The 24,109-nt window shown below is 34.6% G+C and carries 18 protein-coding genes, 3 tRNA genes and 1 rRNA gene; 11 read left to right on the plus strand and 11 right to left on the minus strand.

What is annotated here, in order from left to right:
• Positions 1 to 91: 91 nt before the first annotated feature.
• Positions 92 to 997, plus strand: a complete 906-nt coding sequence (locus BUB25_RS14205) for an energy transducer TonB (protein ID WP_170066911.1) — start codon at positions 92 to 94, stop codon at positions 995 to 997.
• 110 nt (positions 998 to 1,107) lie between these two features.
• On the opposite strand, the gene BUB25_RS14210 is transcribed toward BUB25_RS14205, so the two are convergent.
• Together BUB25_RS14210 and BUB25_RS14215 are read right to left on the minus strand one after the other, a co-directional pair.
• The gene (locus BUB25_RS14210) at positions 1,108 to 1,503 is read right to left on the minus strand and encodes an ExbD/TolR family protein (RefSeq protein ID WP_072945468.1); all 396 of its coding nucleotides are present in this window, start codon (positions 1,501 to 1,503) and stop codon (positions 1,108 to 1,110) included.
• Between the two features lie 4 nt (positions 1,504 to 1,507).
• Positions 1,508 to 2,200 carry a MotA/TolQ/ExbB proton channel family protein gene (locus BUB25_RS14215; protein WP_072945470.1) on the minus strand — a complete coding sequence of 231 codons (693 nt, stop codon included), beginning with the start codon at positions 2,198 to 2,200 and terminating at the stop codon, positions 1,508 to 1,510.
• A 128-nt stretch (positions 2,201 to 2,328) separates the two neighbouring features.
• Here BUB25_RS14215 and BUB25_RS14220 point away from each other — a divergent pair, with 128 nt between their 5' ends.
• The 4 genes from BUB25_RS14220 to BUB25_RS16755 all read left to right on the plus strand — a co-directional run bounded on the left by BUB25_RS14220 (position 2,329) and on the right by BUB25_RS16755 (position 4,903).
• Complete coding sequence (locus BUB25_RS14220) at positions 2,329 to 3,549, plus strand: bifunctional folylpolyglutamate synthase/dihydrofolate synthase (RefSeq protein ID WP_072945472.1); 1,221 nt, start codon at positions 2,329 to 2,331, stop codon at positions 3,547 to 3,549.
• Between the two features lie 87 nt (positions 3,550 to 3,636).
• Positions 3,637 to 3,711: transfer RNA gene (locus BUB25_RS14225), tRNA-Val, on the plus strand.
• A gap of 552 nt (positions 3,712 to 4,263) precedes the next feature.
• Positions 4,264 to 4,800 carry a hypothetical protein gene (locus tag BUB25_RS14230; RefSeq protein ID WP_244533835.1) on the plus strand — a complete coding sequence of 179 codons (537 nt, stop codon included), beginning with the start codon at positions 4,264 to 4,266 and terminating at the stop codon, positions 4,798 to 4,800.
• A complete protein-coding gene (locus BUB25_RS16755; protein WP_244533836.1) occupies positions 4,766 to 4,903 on the plus strand; it encodes a helix-turn-helix transcriptional regulator in 138 nt (45 codons plus the stop codon). Before BUB25_RS14230 ends, BUB25_RS16755 begins: the two co-directional genes overlap by 35 nt.
• 59 nt (positions 4,904 to 4,962) lie before the next feature.
• On the opposite strand, the gene BUB25_RS14235 is transcribed toward BUB25_RS16755, so the two are convergent.
• Both BUB25_RS14235 and gldJ read right to left on the minus strand, forming a co-directional pair.
• Complete coding sequence (locus tag BUB25_RS14235; protein WP_072945474.1) at positions 4,963 to 6,249, minus strand: UDP-N-acetylmuramoyl-tripeptide--D-alanyl-D-alanine ligase; 1,287 nt, start codon at positions 6,247 to 6,249, stop codon at positions 4,963 to 4,965.
• A 59-nt stretch (positions 6,250 to 6,308) separates the two neighbouring features.
• Positions 6,309 to 7,988, minus strand: coding sequence for a gliding motility lipoprotein GldJ (gene gldJ, locus BUB25_RS14240; RefSeq protein WP_072945476.1), 1,680 nt, complete (start codon positions 7,986 to 7,988; stop codon positions 6,309 to 6,311).
• 481 nt (positions 7,989 to 8,469) lie between these two features.
• Between gldJ and porV the strand changes: the two genes are divergently transcribed.
• The 4 genes from porV to BUB25_RS14260 all read left to right on the plus strand — a co-directional run bounded on the left by porV (position 8,470) and on the right by BUB25_RS14260 (position 12,977).
• Positions 8,470 to 9,645, plus strand: coding sequence for a type IX secretion system outer membrane channel protein PorV (gene porV, locus BUB25_RS14245; RefSeq protein WP_072945479.1), 1,176 nt, complete (start codon positions 8,470 to 8,472; stop codon positions 9,643 to 9,645).
• 79 nt (positions 9,646 to 9,724) lie between these two features.
• The gene (gene cdd, locus BUB25_RS14250) at positions 9,725 to 10,207 is read left to right on the plus strand and encodes a cytidine deaminase (protein WP_072945481.1); all 483 of its coding nucleotides are present in this window, start codon (positions 9,725 to 9,727) and stop codon (positions 10,205 to 10,207) included.
• Positions 10,208 to 10,350: 143 nt separating this feature from the next.
• The gene (pdhA, locus tag BUB25_RS14255; protein ID WP_072945483.1) at positions 10,351 to 11,349 is read left to right on the plus strand and encodes a pyruvate dehydrogenase (acetyl-transferring) E1 component subunit alpha; all 999 of its coding nucleotides are present in this window, start codon (positions 10,351 to 10,353) and stop codon (positions 11,347 to 11,349) included.
• A gap of 5 nt (positions 11,350 to 11,354) precedes the next feature.
• The gene (locus tag BUB25_RS14260; protein WP_072945485.1) at positions 11,355 to 12,977 is read left to right on the plus strand and encodes a pyruvate dehydrogenase complex dihydrolipoamide acetyltransferase; all 1,623 of its coding nucleotides are present in this window, start codon (positions 11,355 to 11,357) and stop codon (positions 12,975 to 12,977) included.
• Positions 12,978 to 13,035: 58 nt separating this feature from the next.
• On the opposite strand, the gene BUB25_RS14265 is transcribed toward BUB25_RS14260, so the two are convergent.
• On the minus strand, positions 13,036 to 14,268 hold the full coding sequence (locus BUB25_RS14265) for a glycosyltransferase (protein ID WP_072945487.1): 1,233 nt from the start codon (positions 14,266 to 14,268) through the stop codon (positions 13,036 to 13,038).
• A gap of 119 nt (positions 14,269 to 14,387) precedes the next feature.
• Between BUB25_RS14265 and miaE the strand changes: the two genes are divergently transcribed.
• On the plus strand, positions 14,388 to 14,969 hold the full coding sequence (gene miaE / locus BUB25_RS14270; RefSeq protein WP_072945506.1) for a MiaE family protein: 582 nt from the start codon (positions 14,388 to 14,390) through the stop codon (positions 14,967 to 14,969).
• Between the two features lie 52 nt (positions 14,970 to 15,021).
• Positions 15,022 to 17,745 (plus strand): AsmA-like C-terminal region-containing protein, encoded by a 2,724-nt coding sequence (locus BUB25_RS14275; protein WP_072945489.1) that lies wholly within the window; start codon positions 15,022 to 15,024, stop codon positions 17,743 to 17,745.
• A gap of 132 nt (positions 17,746 to 17,877) precedes the next feature.
• Here BUB25_RS14275 and BUB25_RS14280 read toward each other — a convergent pair whose 3' ends face one another.
• From BUB25_RS14280 to rrf, 6 genes are all read right to left on the minus strand, one after another.
• Positions 17,878 to 20,007 (minus strand): OmpA family protein, encoded by a 2,130-nt coding sequence (locus BUB25_RS14280; protein ID WP_072945508.1) that lies wholly within the window; start codon positions 20,005 to 20,007, stop codon positions 17,878 to 17,880.
• 10 nt (positions 20,008 to 20,017) lie between these two features.
• On the minus strand, positions 20,018 to 20,944 hold the full coding sequence (locus BUB25_RS14285; RefSeq protein ID WP_072945491.1) for a PorP/SprF family type IX secretion system membrane protein: 927 nt from the start codon (positions 20,942 to 20,944) through the stop codon (positions 20,018 to 20,020).
• Positions 20,945 to 20,972: 28 nt separating this feature from the next.
• Positions 20,973 to 23,636, minus strand: a complete 2,664-nt coding sequence (locus tag BUB25_RS14290; RefSeq protein ID WP_072945492.1) for a gliding motility-associated C-terminal domain-containing protein — start codon at positions 23,634 to 23,636, stop codon at positions 20,973 to 20,975.
• A gap of 148 nt (positions 23,637 to 23,784) precedes the next feature.
• Positions 23,785 to 23,870: transfer RNA gene (locus BUB25_RS14295), tRNA-Leu, on the minus strand.
• Between the two features lie 7 nt (positions 23,871 to 23,877).
• A tRNA-Phe gene (locus tag BUB25_RS14300) sits at positions 23,878 to 23,950 on the minus strand.
• Positions 23,951 to 24,017: 67 nt separating this feature from the next.
• Positions 24,018 to 24,109: ribosomal RNA gene (gene rrf, locus BUB25_RS14305) — 5S ribosomal RNA — on the minus strand; the annotation flags it as partial.

A 24,109-nucleotide genomic window follows, 5' to 3' on the forward strand; every position in this document is an offset into this window, starting at 1 on the left:
CTTGAATTTATAATACCATAGTAACTTTTTACTCTTAACAATTTTTAGTACTTTTCAGCGTTTTTATAAATACACTTTTTTTAAATTTAAAATGCAAATGAACCCCACCATTTCATCAGACCAAAAGAAATCATTAGTCCTATCTATTCTTTTGTATGCTACAATGTTGTTAATTTTATTTTTCATCCGATTTTGGCCGCCATCAAACATGAGCGAACTTGCCGGTGGCGGCGGCGGTGGTGGTGTTACCGTAAATTTTGGAGACAGTGATTTGGGTTCAGGGGCAAATTATAAGAGTGAAGTTTTGGAAGTAAAAAACCAAACCAGACAAATCCCTACAAAAGCAACACCTGACGAAGCCATTTTATCTCAGGAAAACAGCACTGAAGAAAGTGTTGTGATTCCGACAAAAGAAAAAACTAAAAAACCGATAGTTCCTGTAAAAGAAGAAAGCAAACCCGTAGTTGTAAAACCCAAAATTTCAAACAATACGAATGACGCTTTATCCAGTATCCTGAAAGGATCCAATAAAGGCGGTGATGGAGACGATAAAGAAGCCGGAAATAAAGGAAAAACTAATGGAAGCCTGAGCGCCACCGGCTATTACGGAACGGGTGGTTCCGGAGGAGGGACAGGCGGCGGAAATGGTTCCGGAAACGGAATAGGAACCGGCAGCGGTTACGGTTCCGGAAGTGGCGGAGGATCAGGAAGCGGGTCTGGTGGTGGAATTGGATATTCCTTAGGCAACAGAAAAGCATTATCTAAACCAGTACCCAAATACACTTGCAATGAGGAAGGAAAAGTGGTAGTAGAAGTATATGTAGACCGAAACGGAAGAACTATAAATGCGGTTCCCGGCGTAAAAGGCACTACAAATACCGCAAAATGCCTGTTAGATCAAGCAAAAATTGCGGCAATGAATACCAAATGGGATGCCAGCAGTGATGCTCCCGAAAAACAAGTCGGGAAGATTATTTATAATTTCAATTTGAATTAAATCCATACACGGATCAAAAAATAGTTGCTTAAACAAAAATGCCTCGATAATTCGAGGCATTTTTGCTTAAATAGATATTGTTTGTCAGCTGAACTCGACAAAAATAGAGGTTATTTCGGACTCGTAGCAATCACAAATTTCAGGTTATTCTTTACCCCTATTTGCAATACATCAACTAAATCCTGGACTTGTAAATTGAACGGGATGCGAACAATTACCGTTTGATCTTTTTCCGGATTCATCTTAGACATCAAAGTCGTTTCCAGTTCTTCAAAAGAAACAGGCTGCTTATCTATATAGAATTTCTTATCCTCAGTAACAGACAAACTGATGTACTGTTTATTAGTTTTCTCATGGGATTGCGCTTTGGGCAATGTCATTTTTATAACATTAGGATTAGCCAAAGTTGATATAATTAGAAAAAACAACAACAAGAAAAACATAATATCACTTAATGAAGAAGTTGCTACTTCAGCATGAAATCTTCTCTTTCGTTTTATAGACATATTATTATCTTTGAATAATATTTACAAATTCTAATACTTGTTTTTGAATTTTTAAGGCAAAATTATCAATCTTACCGTTCAATAAATGGTATCCGCTATAAGCAATAATCCCCACAATTAATCCGGCACCACTACTGATCATTTTCTCGTACAATCCTCCTGAAATATTACCAATACTAATGTTTTCAGTAACAGAAATGCTGTAAAAGATTTTGATTACACCAGAAATAGTTCCGATAAATCCTAAGGTAGGCGCAATTCCGGCAATAAGTCCCAAATGACCCAAATGTTTTTCCATTTCGCCAATTTCAATATCGGCAGCACGATCCATGTTAGACTCGATTTCAGCAATAGGTCTGCCAATCACCTGAATTCCTTCTTTTATAATATTTCCCGAAGCGGTATTACTTCTTTCAGCTATAGATTTGGCCAAATCCAAATTTCCGGAATTGAGATGATCGCGAACGTCTCTCATCAAAAGAGCGTCAATTTTTGAAGCCTTGCTAACATATAAATAGCGTTCAATAATCAAGTAAAAAGTATAAAACAATAAAATCCCAATTGGAATTAACCAAACACCACCTTTTAGAAGAAAACCTAAAGTAGAAACCTCAGTATTGGGAGCGATTTTTTCGATAACTACGTTTGAAGCAGCATTAGCTAGAGTGTCGGCTTGTAATTGTATGAAACTAAACATATAATATTATTGTATTTTAATCATTAATTCTAAAATTTATTTCAATTTTGCAATAAAGATACTTTGCGATGCAATAATAAACTAAAAAAACCGGAAAATATTTTAAAACACGCTTATTTTATTTAAAAATGAACTATCAGCAAACCATCGATTGGATGTTTAATCAGCTCCCAATGTATCAACTTCAGGGCGCTTCAGCCTATAAGAAAGATTTGACTAACACCCATTTACTTATAGACCATCTTAAAAATCCGCAGGAAAAAATAAGATGCATTCATGTCGCGGGCACCAACGGAAAAGGATCCACTTCGCACATGCTGGCCTCCATACTTCAAGAAGCAGGATACAAAGTAGGACTGTATACTTCGCCCCATCTAAAAGACTTTAGGGAGCGCATAAAAATTAACGGCCTAGAAATCCCAGAAGAATTTGTCTGTCAATTTATTAATGAGCACAAAAGCTTTTTTGAAGCAAACGACATGAGTTTTTTCGAAATGACTGTCGGACTGGCTTTTGATTATTTTGCCAAAGAAAAAGTGGATATCGCTATCATAGAGGTTGGAATGGGGGGCAGATTGGATGCAACCAATATCATTACGCCGCTTGTATCCGTTATCACCAATATCGGATTAGATCACGTTCAATTTTTAGGTAACACGCTCGAAGCGGTGGCTTTTGAAAAAGCCGGAATCATAAAACCAATTATTCCTGTCGTTATAGGACAATATACTCCCGAGACAAAAGCTGTTTTTTTGGCGAAAGCCAAAGAAACAAATTCAGCAATCTATTTTGCCGCTGATTTAATTTCTGAAAGCTATCCTTCAGATCTGATTGGCGATTACCAGATACACAATAAGAAAACCGTTTTACAGACTATTGCTGTTTTAAACGAAGCAAAGGAATTTAAAATTTCAACTGAAAACATTAAATCCGGCCTGTTAAAAGTTGTAAAAAACACAGGACTTCAAGGAAGATGGCAACAATTAGGTGAATCTCCAAAAATCATTTGCGACACTGCCCACAACAAAGACGGCCTAGAAATAGTATTGAATCAAATAAAAAAAGAATCTTTTGACACTTTACATATCGTTTTGGGAGTGGTAAATGATAAAGATTTAGAGGAAATCCTCACTTTATTCCCTAAAAAAGCAAAATATTATTTTTGCAAACCCAATATTTCTCGCGGACTGGACGCTCAAATTCTGCAACAAAAAGCTGCCGAATTCAGATTAAAAGGAGAAGTATATAATTCTGTTTCAGAATCTTACAAAAAAGCCGTCCAAAACGCCGCAAAATCAGACTTTATATACATCGGTGGAAGCACATTTGTCGTGGCAGAAATTTTATAATTTTTTTTGTTTTTTACTTGCAAATCTAGAAAAGTGCCGTATATTTGCACACGCAATAGCGACAACGAAAGTAATCAAATTGCACTAGGGCGATTAGCTCAGCTGGTTCAGAGCACCTCGTTTACACCGAGGGGGTCGGGGGTTCGAACCCCTCATCGCCCACAAAAACTCCAATAGAAATATTGGAGTTTTTTTTGTTTTATACTTTACCCTTTTTTTGGATCGATGTGAGAAGATGTGGAATTTCAAAAATTATGCATAAATTGTAAGGATCAAAACGAAATTATTAGTCCTAGTAGTTTTTTTTTGTAGGAATTCGATAAGCGCTTTTTAGTGCTTAGTTTAGCTCTTTTTTAGTATTTCAATGCTGCTTTCTAGTTTTGATACTTCAGCCATACACTATCCATGCTTTATCCATACACTATCCATACACTATCCATACACTATCCATGCATTAACTATTCTTTATCCGTTAGATGATTTCATCTTATTTTTGATCTATAGGCTTAAGTTTATATGTTTTTTTCTTACGATTTAAAGTTTTCTAAAGTTCAGGCTTATTGTAGCTTCGCAAGCTCAATTTGTCCTACAAAAATGGACAATCAATGGCTTTAATTCAACTAATTTTTAAAAGCTATTGAGGTAAAAAAACAAAGTTAAAAATAGTTGTCTTGTGCTGAATTTACCATTTCACCTCCATGGCATAGGCATTTCTTGGCATACACTCTATATTTCATCATTGTAGTAGCAAGCATCTACTTTATCCGTGAAAGAATCAAAATAAAAATTCGAAAAAACAAATATTACGAAACCCTCGAACAACGAAGATTACATTTACAAAAAGAATCAAAAATCAGACAAGAACAGTATGACCTAGAACAAGAAATTGAAAAATTGAAGAATGACAAACTTCAAATTAAAATCCTAGCTAAAGACAAAGAATTAGTCAACAGCTCTTTGCAAGTAGCTAAAAAGAATAAAATTTTCAATGGTATCAACAATAACCTAAAAGAAATTAACACTGACTCTTTTGACGAGAACACCAAATTTAAGCTTACCAAACCAAATAAAAACATCATAAAAGAAGTAAATACGGATAAAAGCTGGAAAGATTTAGAAAAACATATCAAGAATATCCACTTTGATTTTCTTAAAAGACCAAAAGAGAAATATCCACCAATCACCACGAAAAAAGGATCTCGCGACCTATTTATTAATGAACATATCTACAAAAGAGATTGCGGAGATTAAGAATATTTCAAGCAGAGGTGTAGAACTAGCCCGGTACAGATTGAGAAAAAAACTAGAACTTAATAAAAAAGAAAATCTCGTCGGCTTTTTAATGCGTATTTAACAGAACCAAAATACCATCACACTATTGCATGATGGCATTTCTGTGTATTTTTAAATTAGCTATTCAAGAAAATCCAGCGTTCGTTCCAAAGCCATTCCTCTCGAACCTTTTATTAAAATAGTCCTTTCTCTATATTTTATTTTAGCTAAATCAGCAGAAAAATCTTCAAATGTATTATAAAATTTAAAGTTGCTTTTTTCAATTTTACTTTCATAAAATGCAGAGCCTATAAAATAACATTCTACCTTATCTTCACCCAAAAGCATTTCGACTATAGCTTGATGTTCTTGTTGGCTTTCTTTTCCCAACTCAAACATATCTCCTAGAATCATAACCTTATTTGGCTTCTTGAGTTGAAGAAAATTCACAATTGCTACTTCCATACTGCTGGGATTAGCATTGTAAGCATCTAAGATTATTTCATTTGAACCTTTAGTGATTAATTGAGACCTGTTATTTTCCGGTATATAATTCTCTAATGCTTCCTTAATAGCCGAATCCTCTACTCCAAAATACTTACCAACAGTAAGTGCCGCATTCAAATTATTAGCATTATAAAGCCCAATTAAATGCGATGAAATAACCATTTCATTATAACAAATCTCTACAAAAGGATCAGCCTTTACTGAACTTATACTTATATCTACATTGTCTCTTTTTATGCCAAAGGAATAAGCCTTCAACTTTAATGATTTCTCTACTTGAATAGGATCCTCCATATTAATAAAGGCTAATTTGTCGTTAAGAGAAAGATATTCATACATTTCGCTTTTACCCTCTATAACTCCCTGCACGCCACCAAATCCTTCCAAATGTGCCTTACCAAAATTAGTAATATACCCATAATCCGGTTGGGCTAGTTCGCACAAAAATTGAATTTCCTTTTTATGATTAGCCCCCATTTCTACAATCCCTATTTCAGTATTTGAATCAAAAGACAATAAGGTCAAAGGAACACCAATATGGTTGTTCAGGTTTCCAACAGTAGCCTTGGTCTTATACTTTTTAGAAAGTACAACTTGGATTAATTCCTTTGTAGTTGTTTTACCATTACTCCCTGTAAGTGAAATTATAGGTAGTTTTAGGTACTGTCTATGAAATTTTGCCAATTCCTGTAGAGTTTTTAAACTGTCCGGAACCAGAAGAGTTCTTTGATCAATGTAATAATCTTTATTATCAATTATGACAAATGACGCTCCTTTATCCAAAGCTTCTTTTGCAAAAGTATTAGCATCAAAACGTTCGCCTTTTATAGCAACAAATAATGAATTCACTTCAATTTTGCGCGTATCGATTGAAACCGACTGGCATTTTAAAAATAAACTATGAATGTAACTGATATCCATTTCAAAACGATTCTAAAAAATAAAAGCCCTAATCAAAGGGCTTTTATTTGTAAATTTAATTAATTTCTAGGTGACTTTCTTTTTTCAGCTTTAGGACCTACTCTTGACATTGCACATCTAAATCCGATATAATCTGTAGCCATATCTTGAGGGAAATATCTTCTTTGAGCTGGGTCTAACCAATAAGCTCTGTCTCTCCAAGATCCCCCTTTATAAACCCTTACTTTATCATTTATCAAAGTAGTTCTCTTACTTGACTTATCATATTTTCTAACCATTAACCCCAAACTATCTGTTGTAACATTGTGTCTAGGCGAGTTATACATGTTTTTATCAGCCGTTACTTTGTCATTTTCAGACTCAGAAGAACCAAAATTATAATATTTAGATGACTGTTTATCACCGTCTCTGTAACCAATATTATCACTCTTATCAAAATTCTGTCTCAAATAAGTTTCTTGCTCATCAACTGGAACTTGGGCAATTTGACCAGGAAAGTTTCTAGCAATTATTTTTCCATTACTTAATGTATCATATTTGATATTATCTTTGGTAACGATCTCCACTTTACCGTCTTTTCCAATTTTATTTTTAGTATAAAGATTTCCTCTAAAGTAATTAAAATCATTTGCTTCATTATCGATTATAGGTCTGTAAACATCGGCAACCCATTCAGCCACATTTCCTGCCATATCATATAAACCAAAATCATTAGCAGGGTATTTTTTAACTGCATTAGTTATATCAGCTCCATCATCAGACCAACCTGCTATACCTCCGTAATCTCCATTTCCTTGCTTGAAGTTAGCCAACTGATCTCCCTTATTCTGCCTTTTTCCTGAACGAGTATAACCACCTGACCACGGATATTTCTTTTGGCCTTTATAAATGTTGTATTCTCTTTGCCCCACATCTGCTGCAGCTGCATATTCCCATTCTGCTTCGGTTGGAAGTCTATATTCAGGTAAAATAATTCCTGAAGAGCGTTGCGCATATACATTTTTTTGTTCGATTACAGCACCGTCTTTTCCTGTTTTAGGTTTCTTTCCAACACCTTTTTTCAAAACAACTTCTTCATTACCTCCGTAAGTCATTGTTGGAGCATTCAAATAAGTTTCTGTACTAAAAGAACTTTCTGCAGAAACATCATTTGTTTTTGCATTCTTTTTAAGGTAACCGTTCTTTTCCAATATCGCTTCGTTTACACGATCTGTTCTCCATTTACTGAATTCAACTGCTTGAAGCCAATTAACACCTACAACAGGATAATCAGCATAAGAAGGATGTCTCAAATAATTATTAGTCATCGTCTCATTATAACCTAATCTATCTCTCCAAACTAGGGTATCTGGAGATGCGCCTTCATAAATATGCTTATAGTTATCTTCGGTTGGAGGGAAAACATTTTTTAACCAGTCCAAGTACTCCAAATACATAAAATTAGTCACTTCAGTCTCATCCATATAAAAGGATTGCACATGCTGCTGTGTTGCAGTATTGTTCCAATCATGCATCACATCATCCTCTACTTTACCCATAGTAAAAGTTCCGCCTTCAACGAAAACTAAACCAGGACCCGCAATTTGTTTTTTATTAGCTGAAGCTTTTTTACTATCTACATTCCAACCAGTAGCCCTAGAAGCACTTTTTGAGCTGGATTTCTTACTACAACTGGCTAAACTAACCATCAGTAACATTGATAACATCAATCGTAAAGCCATAATTTTGTTTACTTTCATACTCTTTGGGGTGATATTTTAAGTGCCGCAATATAATAATTAACCATTAATTTGCAACACCATTCTAGATTATTTTAATCTGATAATTTATATACTCTACAGCATACAAAACAAACGCAAATTTATACTTTTTATTATTTATTCACATATCAAATGGTAATTTTTTACACAATATAAGATTTCTCAAAACAAGTAAGCTTCAGAAAACTACTGCAATTCAATCAATCCTCAAGTTCTCGATGTTTTAAAACCAAGTAGAAAAAACAAAACAACTATTGAATATCAGCCTAAATAGACAAAAATACATCTTCTAAAAAACAATATTAATCCAAAAAAGAAGTTATCAATTGATAACCTCTAGAACGTATTCAACCATTACAAAAACACCCTATTGTTTCAATTTATTTTCTCTTAAACAATAAAACCTAAGAACCAGATAACAGTTAAATAACTATATTTGTTCAATGAACACCTAATTATAATGAGAAAACTAATACTCTATACCATTTGTTTGTTTGTATTTTCTTTTGTCAAAGGACAAGAAAGAACAATCAACCCCGCAGTACCTTTCTTAATGGTAGCTGCCGATGCCAGAGCCGCAGGTATGGCCGATATTGGCGTTGCAACTTCTGCTGATGCTTTTTCTCAGCAATGGAATCCGGCAAAATATGCGTTTTCAACTGAAAAACAAGGCCTTTCCATAAGCTATACTCCTTACCTTACAGATTTAGCAAACGACATCTCTCTAGGTCAATTAACTTATTACAATAAAATTAGCGAGCGAAGCGCCTTTGCGGGAAGCCTACGCTATTTTGGCTTTGGCGATATTGAACTAAGGGAAAACGCCTTTGACGACCCCAGAACCGTTTCTCCAAATGAATTCGCTTTAGACGGATCTTACTCCTTAAAATTAAGCGAAAAATTCTCCATGGCCGTAGCCGGTAGATATATTCGTTCCAACCTAAAAGTTATATCAAATGACGGTGACGCATCAGCTGCAAATTCATTCGCAATAGATGTAGCCGGTTTTTACCAATCAGAAGAGATCGCTTACAATAGCTTTAATGGAAGATGGAGAGCTGGATTTAATGTTCAAAATCTTGGCCCAAAAATTAGTTACGACAATGACGAAATCAGCTCTAATTTCTTACCGGCTAATTTAAAGATTGGAACCGGATTTGATTTTATACTAGACGACTCAAATAAAATTGCCTTGAATCTTGAATTCAACAAACTACTGGTTCCAACCCCTCAGAATTCAGACATAAATGGAGATGGAACAATTAGCGGCCCTGAAGAACTCGCCTTACTAAACAAAAACAAAGCAGATTACAAAAAAATAGGGTGGGCTTCCGGAATCTTTAAATCATTCGGAGACGCTCCAGACGGCTTCAAAGAAGAGCTGCAAGAAATTACATACGCTGCAGGAGCCGAATATCTTTATCAAGATTCATTTGCAATGCGCGTAGGCTATTTTCATGAAAATCCTTCAAAAGGAGCTCGAAAATATTTTTCGCTTGGCGCTGGATTCAAATATACTACTATTAAAATAGACGTGTCTTATTTATTTTCGGCATCCAAAATCCCAAATCCCCTAGAAAACACTTTGCGTTTCTCTCTTACTTTCAATTTTGGAGACAAATACGACCAATACTAACACCTTACAAAACAATATTAAAAATCCAAATTTCAAGATTATGAAATTTGGATTTTTTTACTAAAAAAAGCACACTTAAATGAAAGAAATATCCATTGTCAGCAAATTCTCTGTTTACAATTCAACATCAGAATTACCAAATGACATCCAAGACCTTATGGAAAAAGCAATCGGTATTAGAAAAAAAGCATATGCTCCTTATTCAAAATTCAGAGTAGGAACCGCTCTTCTTTTAGACAATGGAGAAATTGTTTTAGGTTCGAACCAAGAAAACGCAGCTTATCCTTCAGGGCTTTGTGCTGAACGCGTGGCTATCTTCCAAGCTGGCGCAATTTATCCTGACTCAAAAATCATAAAAATGGCCATTACCGCAGCTTCTGACACCAACAAAACAATTGCACCCATTCCTCCTTGCGGAGCTTGCAGACAATCAATCGCCGAATACGAAACGAGACAAGAATCTCCAATTGAAATCTATTTTATGGGCGAATCTGGCGAAATCTTCAAATCAGCATCACTAAAAAACTTACTCCCTTTAATGTTTGACAAAAAGTTCTTGTAAAATAACCAAAAATTAGCTTTTAAATTTTAGTTCTAAGTTGGAATGTCTTATTTTTGCCGTTCGCAAATTTGTGGGAGGAAACTATTTTGCGTCATAGGTACTAGTTGATAACACAATAAAACTTTAGCAAAAGAACAATTGAGATGAAAGAAGTTACAAAAGAGGTTTATTTAAAGTGGTATGAAGATATGCTACTTTGGAGAAAGTTTGAAGACAAACTTGCTGCACTATACATACAACAAAAAGTTAGAGGTTTTCTACACTTATACAACGGTCAAGAAGCCGTACTTGCAGGAGCATTGCACGCAATGGACTTGACAAAAGACAAGATGATTACTGCATATAGAAATCACGTTCAACCAATTGGAATGGGTGTAGACCCAAGACGTGTGATGGCTGAACTTTTAGGAAAAGTTACCGGAACATCTAAAGGTATGGGTGGCTCTATGCATATTTTCTCTAAAGAGCACCGTTTTTATGGTGGTCACGGAATCGTGGGAGGACAAATCCCTGTAGGAGCAGGATTAGCTTTTGCAGATAAATATTTCGAAACTGGCGGAGTAACAATGACCTATTTTGGTGATGGTGCTGCACGTCAGGGTTCGCTACATGAAGCTTTCAATATGGCTATGTTATGGAAACTTCCTGTTGTATTCATCGTTGAAAATAACGGTTATGCTATGGGAACATCTGTAGAAAGAACTGCCAATCATACTGACATTTGGAAACTTGGATTAGGATACGAAATGCCTTGTGGCCCAGTTGACGGAATGAATCCTGTGAAAGTAGCCGAAGCAATGACTGAAGCAATTGACAGAGCACGTCGTGGCGACGGACCAACTTTCCTTGAAATGAAAACATATCGCTACAGAGGACACTCTATGTCTGATGCGCAATTATACCGTACCAAAGAAGAAGTTGAAGAGTACAAAAAAATTGACCCTATTACTCAAGTACTAGACGTAATTAAGGATCAAAAATACGCTACAGAAGAAGAAATTGAAGCAATCGATCAACGTGTGAAAGATCTAGTTGAAGAGTGCGCTACTTTTGCTGAAGAGTCTCCATATCCAGAAATCCAACAACTATACGATGTTGTGTACGAACAAGAAAACTATCCATTTTTACCTCATAAACTATAATCAATATGGCAATCAAAATAACAATGCCTCGTTTGAGCGACACTATGACGGAAGGAACAGTAGCTACTTGGCTTAAAAAAGTTGGAGATAAAGTTTCAGAAGGAGATATTCTTGCTGAAATTGAAACTGACAAAGCAACAATGGAATTTGAATCCTTCAACGAAGGGACTTTATTACATATAGGTATTCCAGAAGGAGAAACTGCTCCAGTAGACTCTTTACTGGCAATCATAGGAAAAGAAGGAGAAGACATTTCTTCTTTATTAGCTGGAGATTCCACTCCTGCTAAAGCATCAGAAGCTCCTGCTGAAATCAAAAAAGAAGAACCTAAAACTACTGCTGCCGAAGCAACACTTCCTAAAGGAGTTGTAGTGGTTACCATGCCTCGATTAAGTGATACGATGACCGAAGGAACCGTAGCGACTTGGTTAAAAAAAGTAGGTGATAAAATTTCAGAAGGAGATATTCTAGCTGAAATTGAAACTGATAAAGCAACAATGGAATTTGAATCCTTCAACGAAGGAACTCTTTTATATATAGGAATCGAAGAAGGAAATACAGCTCCAGTTGATAGTCTTTTAGCTATCATTGGGCCTGCAGGAACTGACATTAGCACAATTGCTGCTAATTATACTGCTGGTGGCACATCTCAAGCTGCTCCAACTACTGAAGAAACTAAAGCAGCTCCAACTGAAACTTCGGCTCCAGTTACTCAAGAAGCTCCTACTGACGGAGGAAGAATTTTGGCTTCTCCATTAGCAAAGAAAATTGCTAACGACAAAGGAATTCAATTGACTCAAGTAAAAGGTACCGGAGAAAACGGACGTATCGTGAAAAGTGATATCGAAAACTTTACTCCTGCTGCTGTCGCTCCACAAGCTACAGCTGCACCTGCTAAAACAGAAGCTGCTGCCGCTACGCCAAAAGTATTTGTTCCTGCTGGAGAAGTATTTACTGAAGAAATCAAAAATTCGCAAATGCGTAAAATCATTGCGAAACGTTTAGCCGAATCTTTATTCACAGCACCTCATTACAACTTAGTAATCGAAGTGACTATGGATGACGCTATGAAATCAAGAGCAACTATCAATAGTGTTCCTGATACCAAAGTATCTTTCAACGATATGGTAATTAAAGCTTGTGCTTTGGCCTTGAAAAAACACCCAAAAATCAACTCTCAGTGGAAAGAAGATGCTATCATCATCAATCACCATGTGAACATTGGAGTAGCTGTAGCTGTTGAAGATGGATTGGTTGTTCCTGTATTAAAATTCACTGACGCTATGAGTTTGTCTCAAATTGGCGCTAGTGTAAGAGATCTTGCCGGAAGAGCGAAAAACAAAAAATTAGGACCTGCAGAAATGGAAGGAAGTACATTTACAGTTTCTAACCTTGGAATGTTTGGTATTACTGAATTCAACTCTATCATTAACCAACCAAATTCAGCCATCCTTTCAGTAGGAGCAATTGTTGAGAAACCAGTGGTGAAAAATGGACAAATTGTTGTAGGAAACACCATGATGTTATCTCTTGCTTGTGACCACCGTACAATCGATGGAGCAACTGGAGCGCAGTTCTTACAAACATTAAAACAATACATTGAAAACCCAGTAACAATGCTTGCATAATTACTAGTTTTAAATACTTAAAAGCCGTTTTGAAAATATTTCAAAACGGCTTTTTTTATCATCTATTCTTCTCTTCAATCCACTTCGACATATACTTGGTGCTTTTCAAAGTGTGATGCTGCAGCAATTCCCCCATAAAATTATTCAACCGATGTTGCTTTATATTCGAAGCTAAAAACTCAATTTGCGTAGCGAAATCATCCTCAAACAACCTTCTTAAATAGCGTTGCGTCATTATTGCAATTCCATTTTTTTGAGCTTTCATCCAGGTATTTTTATCTTGGTATAATTGCACCGCTTTTTCAGCAAAAGATTGTGAATTATCTTCTATAAAACCACTCCAAGGCAATTCTCCATGCATCGATTCAGCCCCAATAGAAGTCGTAACACTTGGTGTTCCACATTGCATCGCTTCGAGTAATTTTCCTTTGATTCCCGCCCCAAAACGCAAAGGAGCTAGAACCATACGAGTTTTTTGAACAACTTCTTGAGCATTTTCAGCACGACCATGAACTAAAAAACCTTCTTTTAAATTATTCAATTGCAATACTTTTTGAGAAGGATAAGCACCGTAAATATTTAAAACTGCTTCAGGTAATTGCTTTTTAATTTGTAGCCAAATGGATTCTTTCAAATATTGAACGGCATTCCAATTCGGTTCATGATAAAAATTACCAATAAAAACAAAATCCGTTCTTTCTTCAAATGAAGGTAATTCATTCAAATTTGGTATCTCATTAGAACCTAATAAAAGCGGCAAATAATACAACAGACTATGATCTATTTTAAAAACCGTCGTCAACAACTCCATTTCATATTCAGAAATCATTAAGGACAAATCACATCTTAAGATACTGGCAATTTCTCTCTTGGCCACTTCTTCTGTTAATAAATCACAAATTTCAAAAGTTCGTTTTTCTTTAAACGCTTTTTGTCTGGACAATCGCAAACAATGCAAATCTTCGGTATCTAAAATTCGCAACGCATCAGGACAATTTTCGGCAACACGCCAGCCAAATTGCTCCTCGATCATAAAACGATCAAACAAAACAACAGAGGGATTTAGTTGCTTTATAAAGTCATCAAAACTAGAATTATTTAAAGCAATAGCAACTTTTTTAACTCCAAATTGACTTAAATCGACCATAAAATCACTGTCTTGAGCTGGACTAGCAAAAGCAACTTTATAACCCTGTTCTTGGAACAAAGAAATCAATTGCATCATTCTTCCTCCAGCCGCCGAAGAATTGGGCTCAGGCCATACAAAACCAATTATTAAAAGCGATTGCATCAGATATATACCATTAAAAGTTATTATTGCAAAATAATGGTATTTCAACGGCAATTCCTTCATTTATAACAAAAATAGACGATAAAAACACTAATTTTGCATCAAAAAATTTCAGGATTATGTTAGGATTAAAATTAGTAACAGACCCAAGATGGGTGAATATTGTAGAATCAAATATTGAAGAGATTTTAACGGACCACGCTTGGTGCGAACAAAAAGCCGCTTCTAATGCGATAAGTCTTATTACCCAAAATTCTGAAAAAGAAGAATTAGTTACTGAGCTAATGATTATTGCTCAGGAAGAAATAGATCATTTCAAAATGGTTCATGATCTTATCAAAGAAAGAGGACTTGTTTTTGGACGAGAACGTAAAGACAGCTACGTTAACGAACTTTTTAAATTCATGAAAAAAGACGGAAGTCGTAATGATGCCTTGTGTGAGCGTTTGCTTTTTTCGGCTATGATTGAAGCCAGAAGTTGTGAGCGTTTTAAAGTCCTATCAGAAAACATAAAAGATCCTGAATTAGCTAAATTTTACCGCGATTTAATGATTAGTGAAGCGGGACATTACACGACCTTTTTAGGTTTTGCTAAAAAATATGCTGATCATGTTGACGTAGATAAACGTTGGAAAGAATGGATTGAGTTTGAAACATCTATCATTGTTAATTACGGTAAAAACGAAACCGTTCACGGTTAAATTCCTTTTTATCTAAACGCTCTTATATATTTCCCAAACAACAACAGTCTTTATGCCATCGAAAAAAAATATTTTCTTTAAAACCTTGAAATACATAGGTTTCTTTATTGCAACAATACTGGTTTTAATGATTGCAACTCCATATTTCTTTTCGGATAAAATTAATACGGAAATCAAAAAAATTGCTAATGAAAAACTAAACGCAAAACTAGATTATTCCAGTTTCAATGTGTCTTTTTTTCATCACTTTCCATCACTAACAGTAACATTAAATGACTTTAATCTCAACGGTTCAGCACCCTATGAGAATGAAAAATTAATTACTGCAAAAGAAGTCTCATTTGGAATAAATATTTCGAGTCTTATATTTAGCAAAGCCATAAAAATTGATGAAATCTTCTTGTCCAAATCTTTTATTAATGTAAAAGTAAACAAAGATGGATTTGCTAATTATAACGTATATAAATCCGAAACAAAAACAACAGAAAAAAAACAAGAAGACAGCGCTTTAAAACTAGAAAAAATTGTAATCGAAAACAGCCAAATCGTTTATGATGATTTATCTACTAAGCTGCATTTAGACATTTTTGGATTTAATTACTTAGGAAAAGGGGATTTGAGTAAAGCGGTTTTTGATTTATACTCGAAAGCAAAAATTGACAAACTGAATCTTCTGTATGAAAACGAGCCTTATTTGATGAATAAAAAGGTAAATGCCAATTTAATTACTAAAATAAATACCAACTCACTTTCTCTACTTTTTGAACAAAACGATTTAAAAATAAATAATCTTCTGGTCGATTTCAAAGGTAAATTTGATTTCCTCAAAGAGGGTTACAACATGGATTTTATTCTGAAAGCGGTCAACAGTAATCTGAATGATCTTTTCACCGCCTTTCCACCAAAGTACATCACTTGGCTTAACAAAACGGACTTAAGAGGAAAGACGGACTTTCTTTTAACTTTAAAGGGAAATTATATTGCTTCAGCACAAATTGCTCCTGAACTTAATCTCGATTTAAAAATAAAAGAAGGCTTTGTAAACTACAATAAAAGTACAACACCGGTAACGAACCTAAATTTAGATTTTTCGACCAAATTACCTTCTCTTAATCCGGAACTTCTGATTATGGATCTGAAGAATCTATCCTTGAATATTGACAAAGACTATTTAAAAACTAAAATCTTTAGCAAAGGAACCAGCATTCCGGAAATCGATGCTATTCTAGATACTAAGATCGATTTAGAAAAACTAAACCGAGCTATTGGAATTCCTGATTTAGAACTAAAAGGAATGCTAATCGCCAATGGAAAAGCCAAAGGAAAATTCGATCAAAAAAATGGTCTTTTTCCAGTGACAGATGCTGTACTTAACTTAAAAAATGGATATCTAAAAACAAAATACTATCCAAACCCAATTACAAATATTGAAGTTGTTTCAACTATTTCCAACACAAAAGGAACCTTTGATGATTTAAAAGTGATAACAAAACCGGCGCAATTCACTTTTGAAGGCAATCCTGTTTTTGTAGAGGCTGATTTAAGTAACTTCAACGATCTCAGCTACGATATTGCAGCCAAAGGAACCTTAGCTATTGGTAAAATCTACCAAGTTTTTTCTCAAAAAGGTCTCGATGTTAAGGGTTTTATTAAAGCCGACTTAGCTTTGAAAGGAAAACAAAGCGATGCCGAAAAAGGAAATTATTCAAAACTTAAAAATAGTGGAACGTTAGAAATACGCAACATAGAATTAGCTTCTGAATATTTGCCAAAAACATTTCTTATCAAGGAAGGAATTTTCAAATTCAATAATGACAAGATGCGTTTCAATACCTTCTTAGCTTCCTATGGTCAATCTGATTTTAAAATGAATGGGTATTTACAAAATGTATTTAATTTTATAGCAGTAAAAAACGGCGTTTTAAAAGGTTCTTTTACCCTGAATTCTAAATATATTAATGCCGATGAATTCATGTCGAGCACTGTTACAAATTCAACCGAAGCCAGCCAAGCAACCGCAGTGAAAGGAGTTATCGTAATCCCTACTAATCTTGATTTACAATTTCAAGCCAATGCGCAAAAAATAGACTTTAACGAACTTAAACTCAAAGACGCTAAAGGAACATTGAAAATGAAAAACGGCTTACTTAGCATGCAAAACACCGGCTTTAACTTGATAGGTTGCAATGTAGCTATGGATGCTAATTATAAAAGTAACACTACTAAAAAAGCAGAATTTGATTACCACATTAAGGCAACTGATTTTGATATCAAAAGAGCTTATAACGAAGTAAAACTTTTCAGAGAAATGGCTAGCGCCGCTGAAAAAGCGCAAGGAATTGTATCCTTAGATTATAATCTAAAAGGCAGACTGAATGCAAATATGGAACCGATACTTCCCTCTTTGGCAGGAAGCGGAGTGATTTCTGTAAAAAATATCAAACTATACGGAATGAAAATGTTTAGTACCGTGGCTAAAAAAACAGAAGTTGACGAAATAAAAAATCCAGAAATAAATAAAGTAGACATCAAAAGCTCAATCAAAAATAATATAATAACATTAGAAAGATTCAAGTTTAAGTTTGCCGGATTCAGGCCAAGAATAGAAGGAACAACGAGCTTAGACGGAAAACTAAACTTAAAAATGAGATTGGGACTACCTCCTTTAGGAATTATTGGAGTACCATTGCTTATCACCGGAAATAAAGACAATCCCAAAGTAAAAATCGGCAGAAAATCAGAGGATTTAGTAGAAACAGAAGACAGCTCAGATTAATTTTTACTCTAGTCAATCATGAACATGAACAATCCCGTTTATTTAATTTAAATCCGTTTTAAAATATAAATTAAAACGCTTATAAAAAAAATGGATGCTCAAAAAGCATCCATTTTTTTTATTAAATAACCGTTACAGGCTTTTAATCACAAACTCACTGCGTCTATTAAGCTCGTGTTGCTCCTCTGTACAAGATTCGCTTGGTTCACATTTTATAATCTGAACGCTTTCCCCATATCCTTTTGCAAAAATTCTCGATTTAGGAATCCCTTGGCTTATGAAATATTCCCTTGTTGATTGTGCTCTATTGGAAGAAAGATTCATATTATACTTCGCATTGCCTCTATTATCCGTATGGGAACCTATTTCAACAACCATTTCGGGATATTTCTTCATCAGCTCAATAACTCGATTTAAAATTGGTTTTGACTCTTTTCGAATATACCATAAATCATAATCAAAATAGATTGGGTCAGTTTTGATAACGAGGCGATCTTTGACTTTCACTACGTCCTTTTCAGCTGCCACAATTTGCTCAACTTTTTCTTTTTTCTTTATTTCCGCTATCTCCATTTCTTTCTTTGCGGCAATTTCTTTGTCTTTTTTAGCTTTTAGAGCTAAGGCCAATGCTTCTTTTTTCTTTTGTTCGGCTTCCGCTAATTCCTCATTTTTCTTTTTCTGCAGCGCTAGTTGTTCTTCCTTTTTTATAGCTGTCATCGATCGTAAAGCCAGTGCAACTGCATTATTTTTATTTCTTTCTTTACCAATTCTAACCGTTTTAGAATCTTTTGTATAATTTTCTTTAGATGCAAAAACAGAATAAGCAGTTTCACAATCTGCATTGAAACTAAATTTCCCGTCATCAGAAGTTAAAACTCTTTGAATTTCAACTCTATCCGAATTTTCTAAAATAACCAAGGTATTAACCAAAGGAAGCTTTGTATCCACGTCCGTGACAACTCCTGCTATAAATTGCATACAATCTTCAATAAGCAATCGCTTGGTTTCTTTCAATTCATAAATATCATCATTCCCTTTTCCTCCTGGTCTGTTCGAAGCGAAAAATCCCAGTTTAGAATCAGAATCAATATTAAAAGAAAAATCATCATAACCGCTATTTATCGGAAGCCCTATGTTTAAAGGATCCGAAAACGACTCATTTTGCATTTCCGAAACAAAAACATCCAATGATCCATATCCTACATGACCGTCAGATGAAAAATATAATTTATTGTCTTTCGAGACAAAAGGAAACTGTTCTTTTCTATTGGTATTTATTTTATCTCCTAAATTGATTGGATCTCCATAAGCTGATCCAATTATTTTAACGCTAAAAATATCAAATGAACCCAATGTTCCCGGCATATCTGAGGAGAAATACAATGTTTTTTCATCACTACTCAAAGCAGGATGCTCAACAGAATAATTATCGCTATTAAAAGGAAGCGACACAATATTAGTCCATTTTCCATCTACAAGTTCGGCCTTAAAAACACCTAAGTTAGATATCTTGTCTGCATTTTTAGCTCTTTTTCCGTTTTTATAGTTGTTTCTGGTAAAGTAGATTGTTTTACCGTCTTTCGTGAAAACCGCATTCGCCTCATGCATCGAAGTATTTAATTCATCCGATAAATAATTCACAATAGAATCACTTGATTTTACATTTTCGAATGGAATTGCAAGTAAATCCAGATAAGGTTCGTTATTCCATTTGTAGATTTTATCAAATAAACCAGACTTCTTTTTTACTCCTGAAAAAACCAAATTCTGATCCATTCTCACTGCGCCAAACTCAGAATTTTCGGTGTTTAACGCAAGATTCTTTATTTCGAATCGGTTTCCTATTGCCGTTATATTTTCAAGTACTTTAATTTCTTTTTCAAAAACGGCTAAGGCTTGTTGGTTATTTGATTTTAGCAATAAATCACGGCTAACTTTATTTGCTTCTTCATAATTTCCAGCCGCTTTCAAAGTATTTGAATACCTAAAGTGATATTCCTCTCCCAAATCATTGCTAAACCTCGAAATTAGTCGACTGTAGAGTCTTTGGGCATTTGCATAATCATTGGTAAAATAATAGGAATCTGCCAGATTTTTCAATGCTTCAAAAGAACTATTCCTCTGAATATAATTTTCATATAAGGGGATTGCCTCACTATAATAAGTTTTGTCAAAAAAGCGTTTGGCTCTTTGCAAATCTTGTCCTTGAGCGGATATAAGTTGTATCGAAAATACGACGATGAGGAGAAATATTCTTTTCATATTTGCTTTTTTAGAAAAATCTCGGTGATTTATCATACCCTTTACTTAATAAATCTAAATTAAAAAGTATAAAAACTTCGTGTGTCCCTGAATTAAATTGTCCCAGATTAGAAATGGTATAATCATAAGCGTAGCCCACTCTGACAGCTGGAGTAACTTTTATGTTCATCAAAGCACTTACGGCATCGTCAAATCTATAAGATGCGCCAAATTCAAATTTTTCATTATACAAAACATTGGCAGAAAGATCTAAAGTTACCGGAGCTCCTTTGACAAACTTCGACATAAAAGCAGGTTTTAACTTGAATGAATCCGACAAGGTAAATACATAACCTCCGGTAAAAAAAGCATGTATATTTTCTGAACCATAATCACTAATACCTGAACGTTTTTCGATGTGTTTTGAATTAAGCAAATTGGGTGCAGATAATCCAACATAATAGTCATCTGTAAAATAATAAGCCCCAACACCAATATTAGGTTTTAAGAAATCAATATCTTCAAAAGCAAAATCCGTTGATGTGCTCTCAAACTTAAAACCGTTAAAATTAGTTTGCATGGAAGTAAGCCCTGCTTTTAGCCCTAAAGAAAGTCTATGATTGTTATTAAATTGAAGTACGTATGCAAAATCTGCTGAAAAATTGTTCTCTTTTTTGGCTCCATCTCCAATATCATCAGAGATCAATGAAAACCCTAATTCAACTTTTTTATTTACTGGCATGTGTCCAAAAAGAGTCATCGTTTTTGGAGCCCCAACTGCACCAACCCATTGCGTTCTATATAAAACACCTATATCTAACATAGATTGTGCTCCGGTAGCATAAGCCGGATTTACTACACTCATGTTGTACATATATTGTGTGTATTGTGGATCCTGTTGGGCGGAAGCATTTATCATAAAAAATAAAAAACTTACAAACAGTATTTTTTCTCTCATTTGAAGATTCTTTTAAAGTATTAATCGATTATCGACTTAAATAAAGCTTGCCTTGTTTAGAAGCTTTATTCCCTTTATTATAATTGATAATATAAAAATAGACTCCATTTGGAGCGAATCCATCGATTCCAATTTTATAATCAGAATTTTTTCCATCCCATTCTGGCTTATTTTTATTGCCTTTGAACATTAAATTCCCATATCTGTTATAAATCTCCAATGAATAATTTGGATATATAAACTCAATTCCAGTAATTTTAAAAGTATCATTTATCGCATCGCCATTTGGAGAAAAACCATCAGGAATAAAAAAATCAGGGGTTTCATCACAGTTTGAAAGAGATACGGTTACAGCCAAAGCATCCGAATAACAACTTGTGTCATTTGAATAATCGAATCCATAATACGTAAAACCGTCTATAAGTAGATCCGTTGATGTTATCAAATTCCCATTTTCAGCTGCATCATACCAAGTCAAATTCCCATTTGTAGTGGTCTTATCGGTCAAATTTTGAATAGTCGGATTATCTAATCCACAGAAACTTTCTCCTCCTTGATTTAAGACTGGTGCTTGCGTTTCATTAATTTCAACAATCGCAGCAGCTCTTGATGATTCGCATCCCGTGGTTAAATTTACTTCCTTAACATAATATGTCCTAGACACTAGAAGAGTCCCAGCATTTAAAACCATCGTACTTGATACTGAATCGAACCATTGGTATTGGGTGCCATTTGGAACCAAATCTGCAATTGTCTTTTTGTCATTTTTACAAAATTTAAAATTATTAGTAATTGGCAAACTAGGAAGAATATTAATTGTAAAACTCTTTTTTCCATTGGCAACCGTCGTTCCACAGCCGTTAGTATTATCTGTTAAATAGGTTATTTCAATAGTTGTTGTTCCTATATTGAGCGAAGTTGAAGGGATTGTAAAACTAGTTTTACCTGAAGTAACAGCTAATGTAATTATCTGATTAAGTACTGTATTACTCCCACTTAAATCATAATTGATAGTAATATCAGTCAAATTACCCAATCCAGAAAGTGATACCAAAATGGGTTCGCCTTGACAAACATCTTTTATCTCTACCGCAAGATTTGCAACATTAGGTAGCGTTTTAACAATAAAAACTTTAGCCAAATTCGATGTGTTAGTACAACCCGTAGTTATATTCGTGATTTTTACAATCGAAATTGTTGTGTTACCAATAGATGGAATTAAAGCGGATGGAATACTAAAACTTCCCATTCCATTTGTGACATTAAAAGTTAGTTGTTGTGAAGTTGCTGAATTATTACCTGATAAATTATAATCAATAGAATAATTTCCATCAGTTAAATTAGTATTTCCTGAAATTTCAACTATAGCATCTGAGCCTTTACAAACATCTACAATGTTAAGAATTGCTCCATTAATTTTTGGCAGCGGGTTCACATTCAAAATGTCCGAAAGATCACCTATAATATTAGTACAAGCCCCTAGACTTGTAACACTAGTAATATCCTTTATACTTAATGTGTAAGTACCCACTTCCGGAAAAAAAATTCGATTAATATTTGTTGGATCTTTGACATCAAATACTAAAACCCCGCTATTAAAATTCGCAATTACCGAATTTGTCAAAGTCAATCCCAATCCTGCAATTTCATATTTAACCAAATAACTTCCATTTGGAATATTCTGACTAAGCTGATTCACTTGTGTTAAAACAACTCTATACTTTGCCGTGGAAATCTCATTTTCACAAATATCTGAATTTACAACAAGTGATGCCCCAGTAAAATCAAGTTGTTCTTCTATAATAATCCTTACGTTAGATTTCTTTTCACTACAAATAGGATTTGTTGACGAAACAGTATAAGTAAAACTATATACTCCCGCTCCCAAAGTATTGTATATGTTCTTGATGTCAACCGATGAATCACTAAGGTCTGATAATTCATTACTGCTTGCCTCTGTCCAGATACCATTTGTATCTTCACCACTCAATAAATCATTTAAATCATAATTTGTGGAAAATGTTGCCTTATCCGAACTACATAATAAAAGAGTTGAAGGTGTACCCGGCTCTGGGGCTCTGAATACTGTTACATTAACCGTAGAAGATTGTGCGGGACAGCTTCCTATGGCCGGCACAGTATAAGTAAAGGAATGCGTGCCTAAACCCGCTTTTTTAGCATCAAGTAAATTATTATTAAGTGCCCCAGTTCCATCATCATCTGTCCAGACCCCGTTAGATTGAGGACTTAAAAAATTTCCATTAAATGCCTGAAATAAATTGAAACTAACATCATCACTACAGGCAGAAATATTAGGACTGGGAACCCCCGAATACCCACCTATTGTAACAGTTATAATAGAAGAATCTTTACACCCTAAGCCATTATCTACAGTATATGTGTAGGTGTAAACTCCACTCTTTCTGATTTTTTGGGCATCTAATATTCCTGTAGATATATTTAACCCCTGAGAAAAAAGATTGTCTTTCCAAATTCCACCAACTGTATGGCTTCCCAAAAAACTATTAAGATCGATAAACTTATTGCTGGAATCGGTTATATTGCATACTGTCAAATTATTATCATTTCCGGCACATTGTGCACTAATAATTGTTGAAGAAAAAAGCAATACGATAAGAAGAATAAAATATGAATAGCTAACTTTTAGCTTAAAAAGTAATTTTAAATCCATAAGCGTATCTTTAGTTTATTTCAAAAATAAACTAAAAAAACAGATTAAATGATTTATTTAAACAAAAAACAGGAAATACAACAAAAAAATTTAAGTCAAAATAAATATAAAAAAACTTCAGCCGGCCTAAGCTAACTGAAGTTTATTGTACTCAGAGCGGGACTTGAACCCGCACGAACATTGCTGTTCACTGGATTTTAAGTCCAGCGTGTCTACCAATTTCACCATCCGAGCAATTTTGTGGTACCTCCAGGGATCGAACCAGGGACACATGGATTTTCAGTCCATTGCTCTACCATCTGAGCTAAGGTACCATATACTCCACCTAAAATAGGAAATATGAATAAAAAACCCTGTTTCGTTAGAAACAGGGTTTTCAAAGAAAGGCGACGACATACTCTCCCACATAACTGCAGTACCATCTGCGCAGGCGGGCTTAACTACTCTGTTCGGGATGGGAAGAGGTGAGCCCC

Source organism: Flavobacterium granuli (genome assembly GCF_900129705.1).
Taxonomy (GTDB): Bacteria; Bacteroidota; Bacteroidia; order Flavobacteriales; family Flavobacteriaceae; genus Flavobacterium; species Flavobacterium granuli.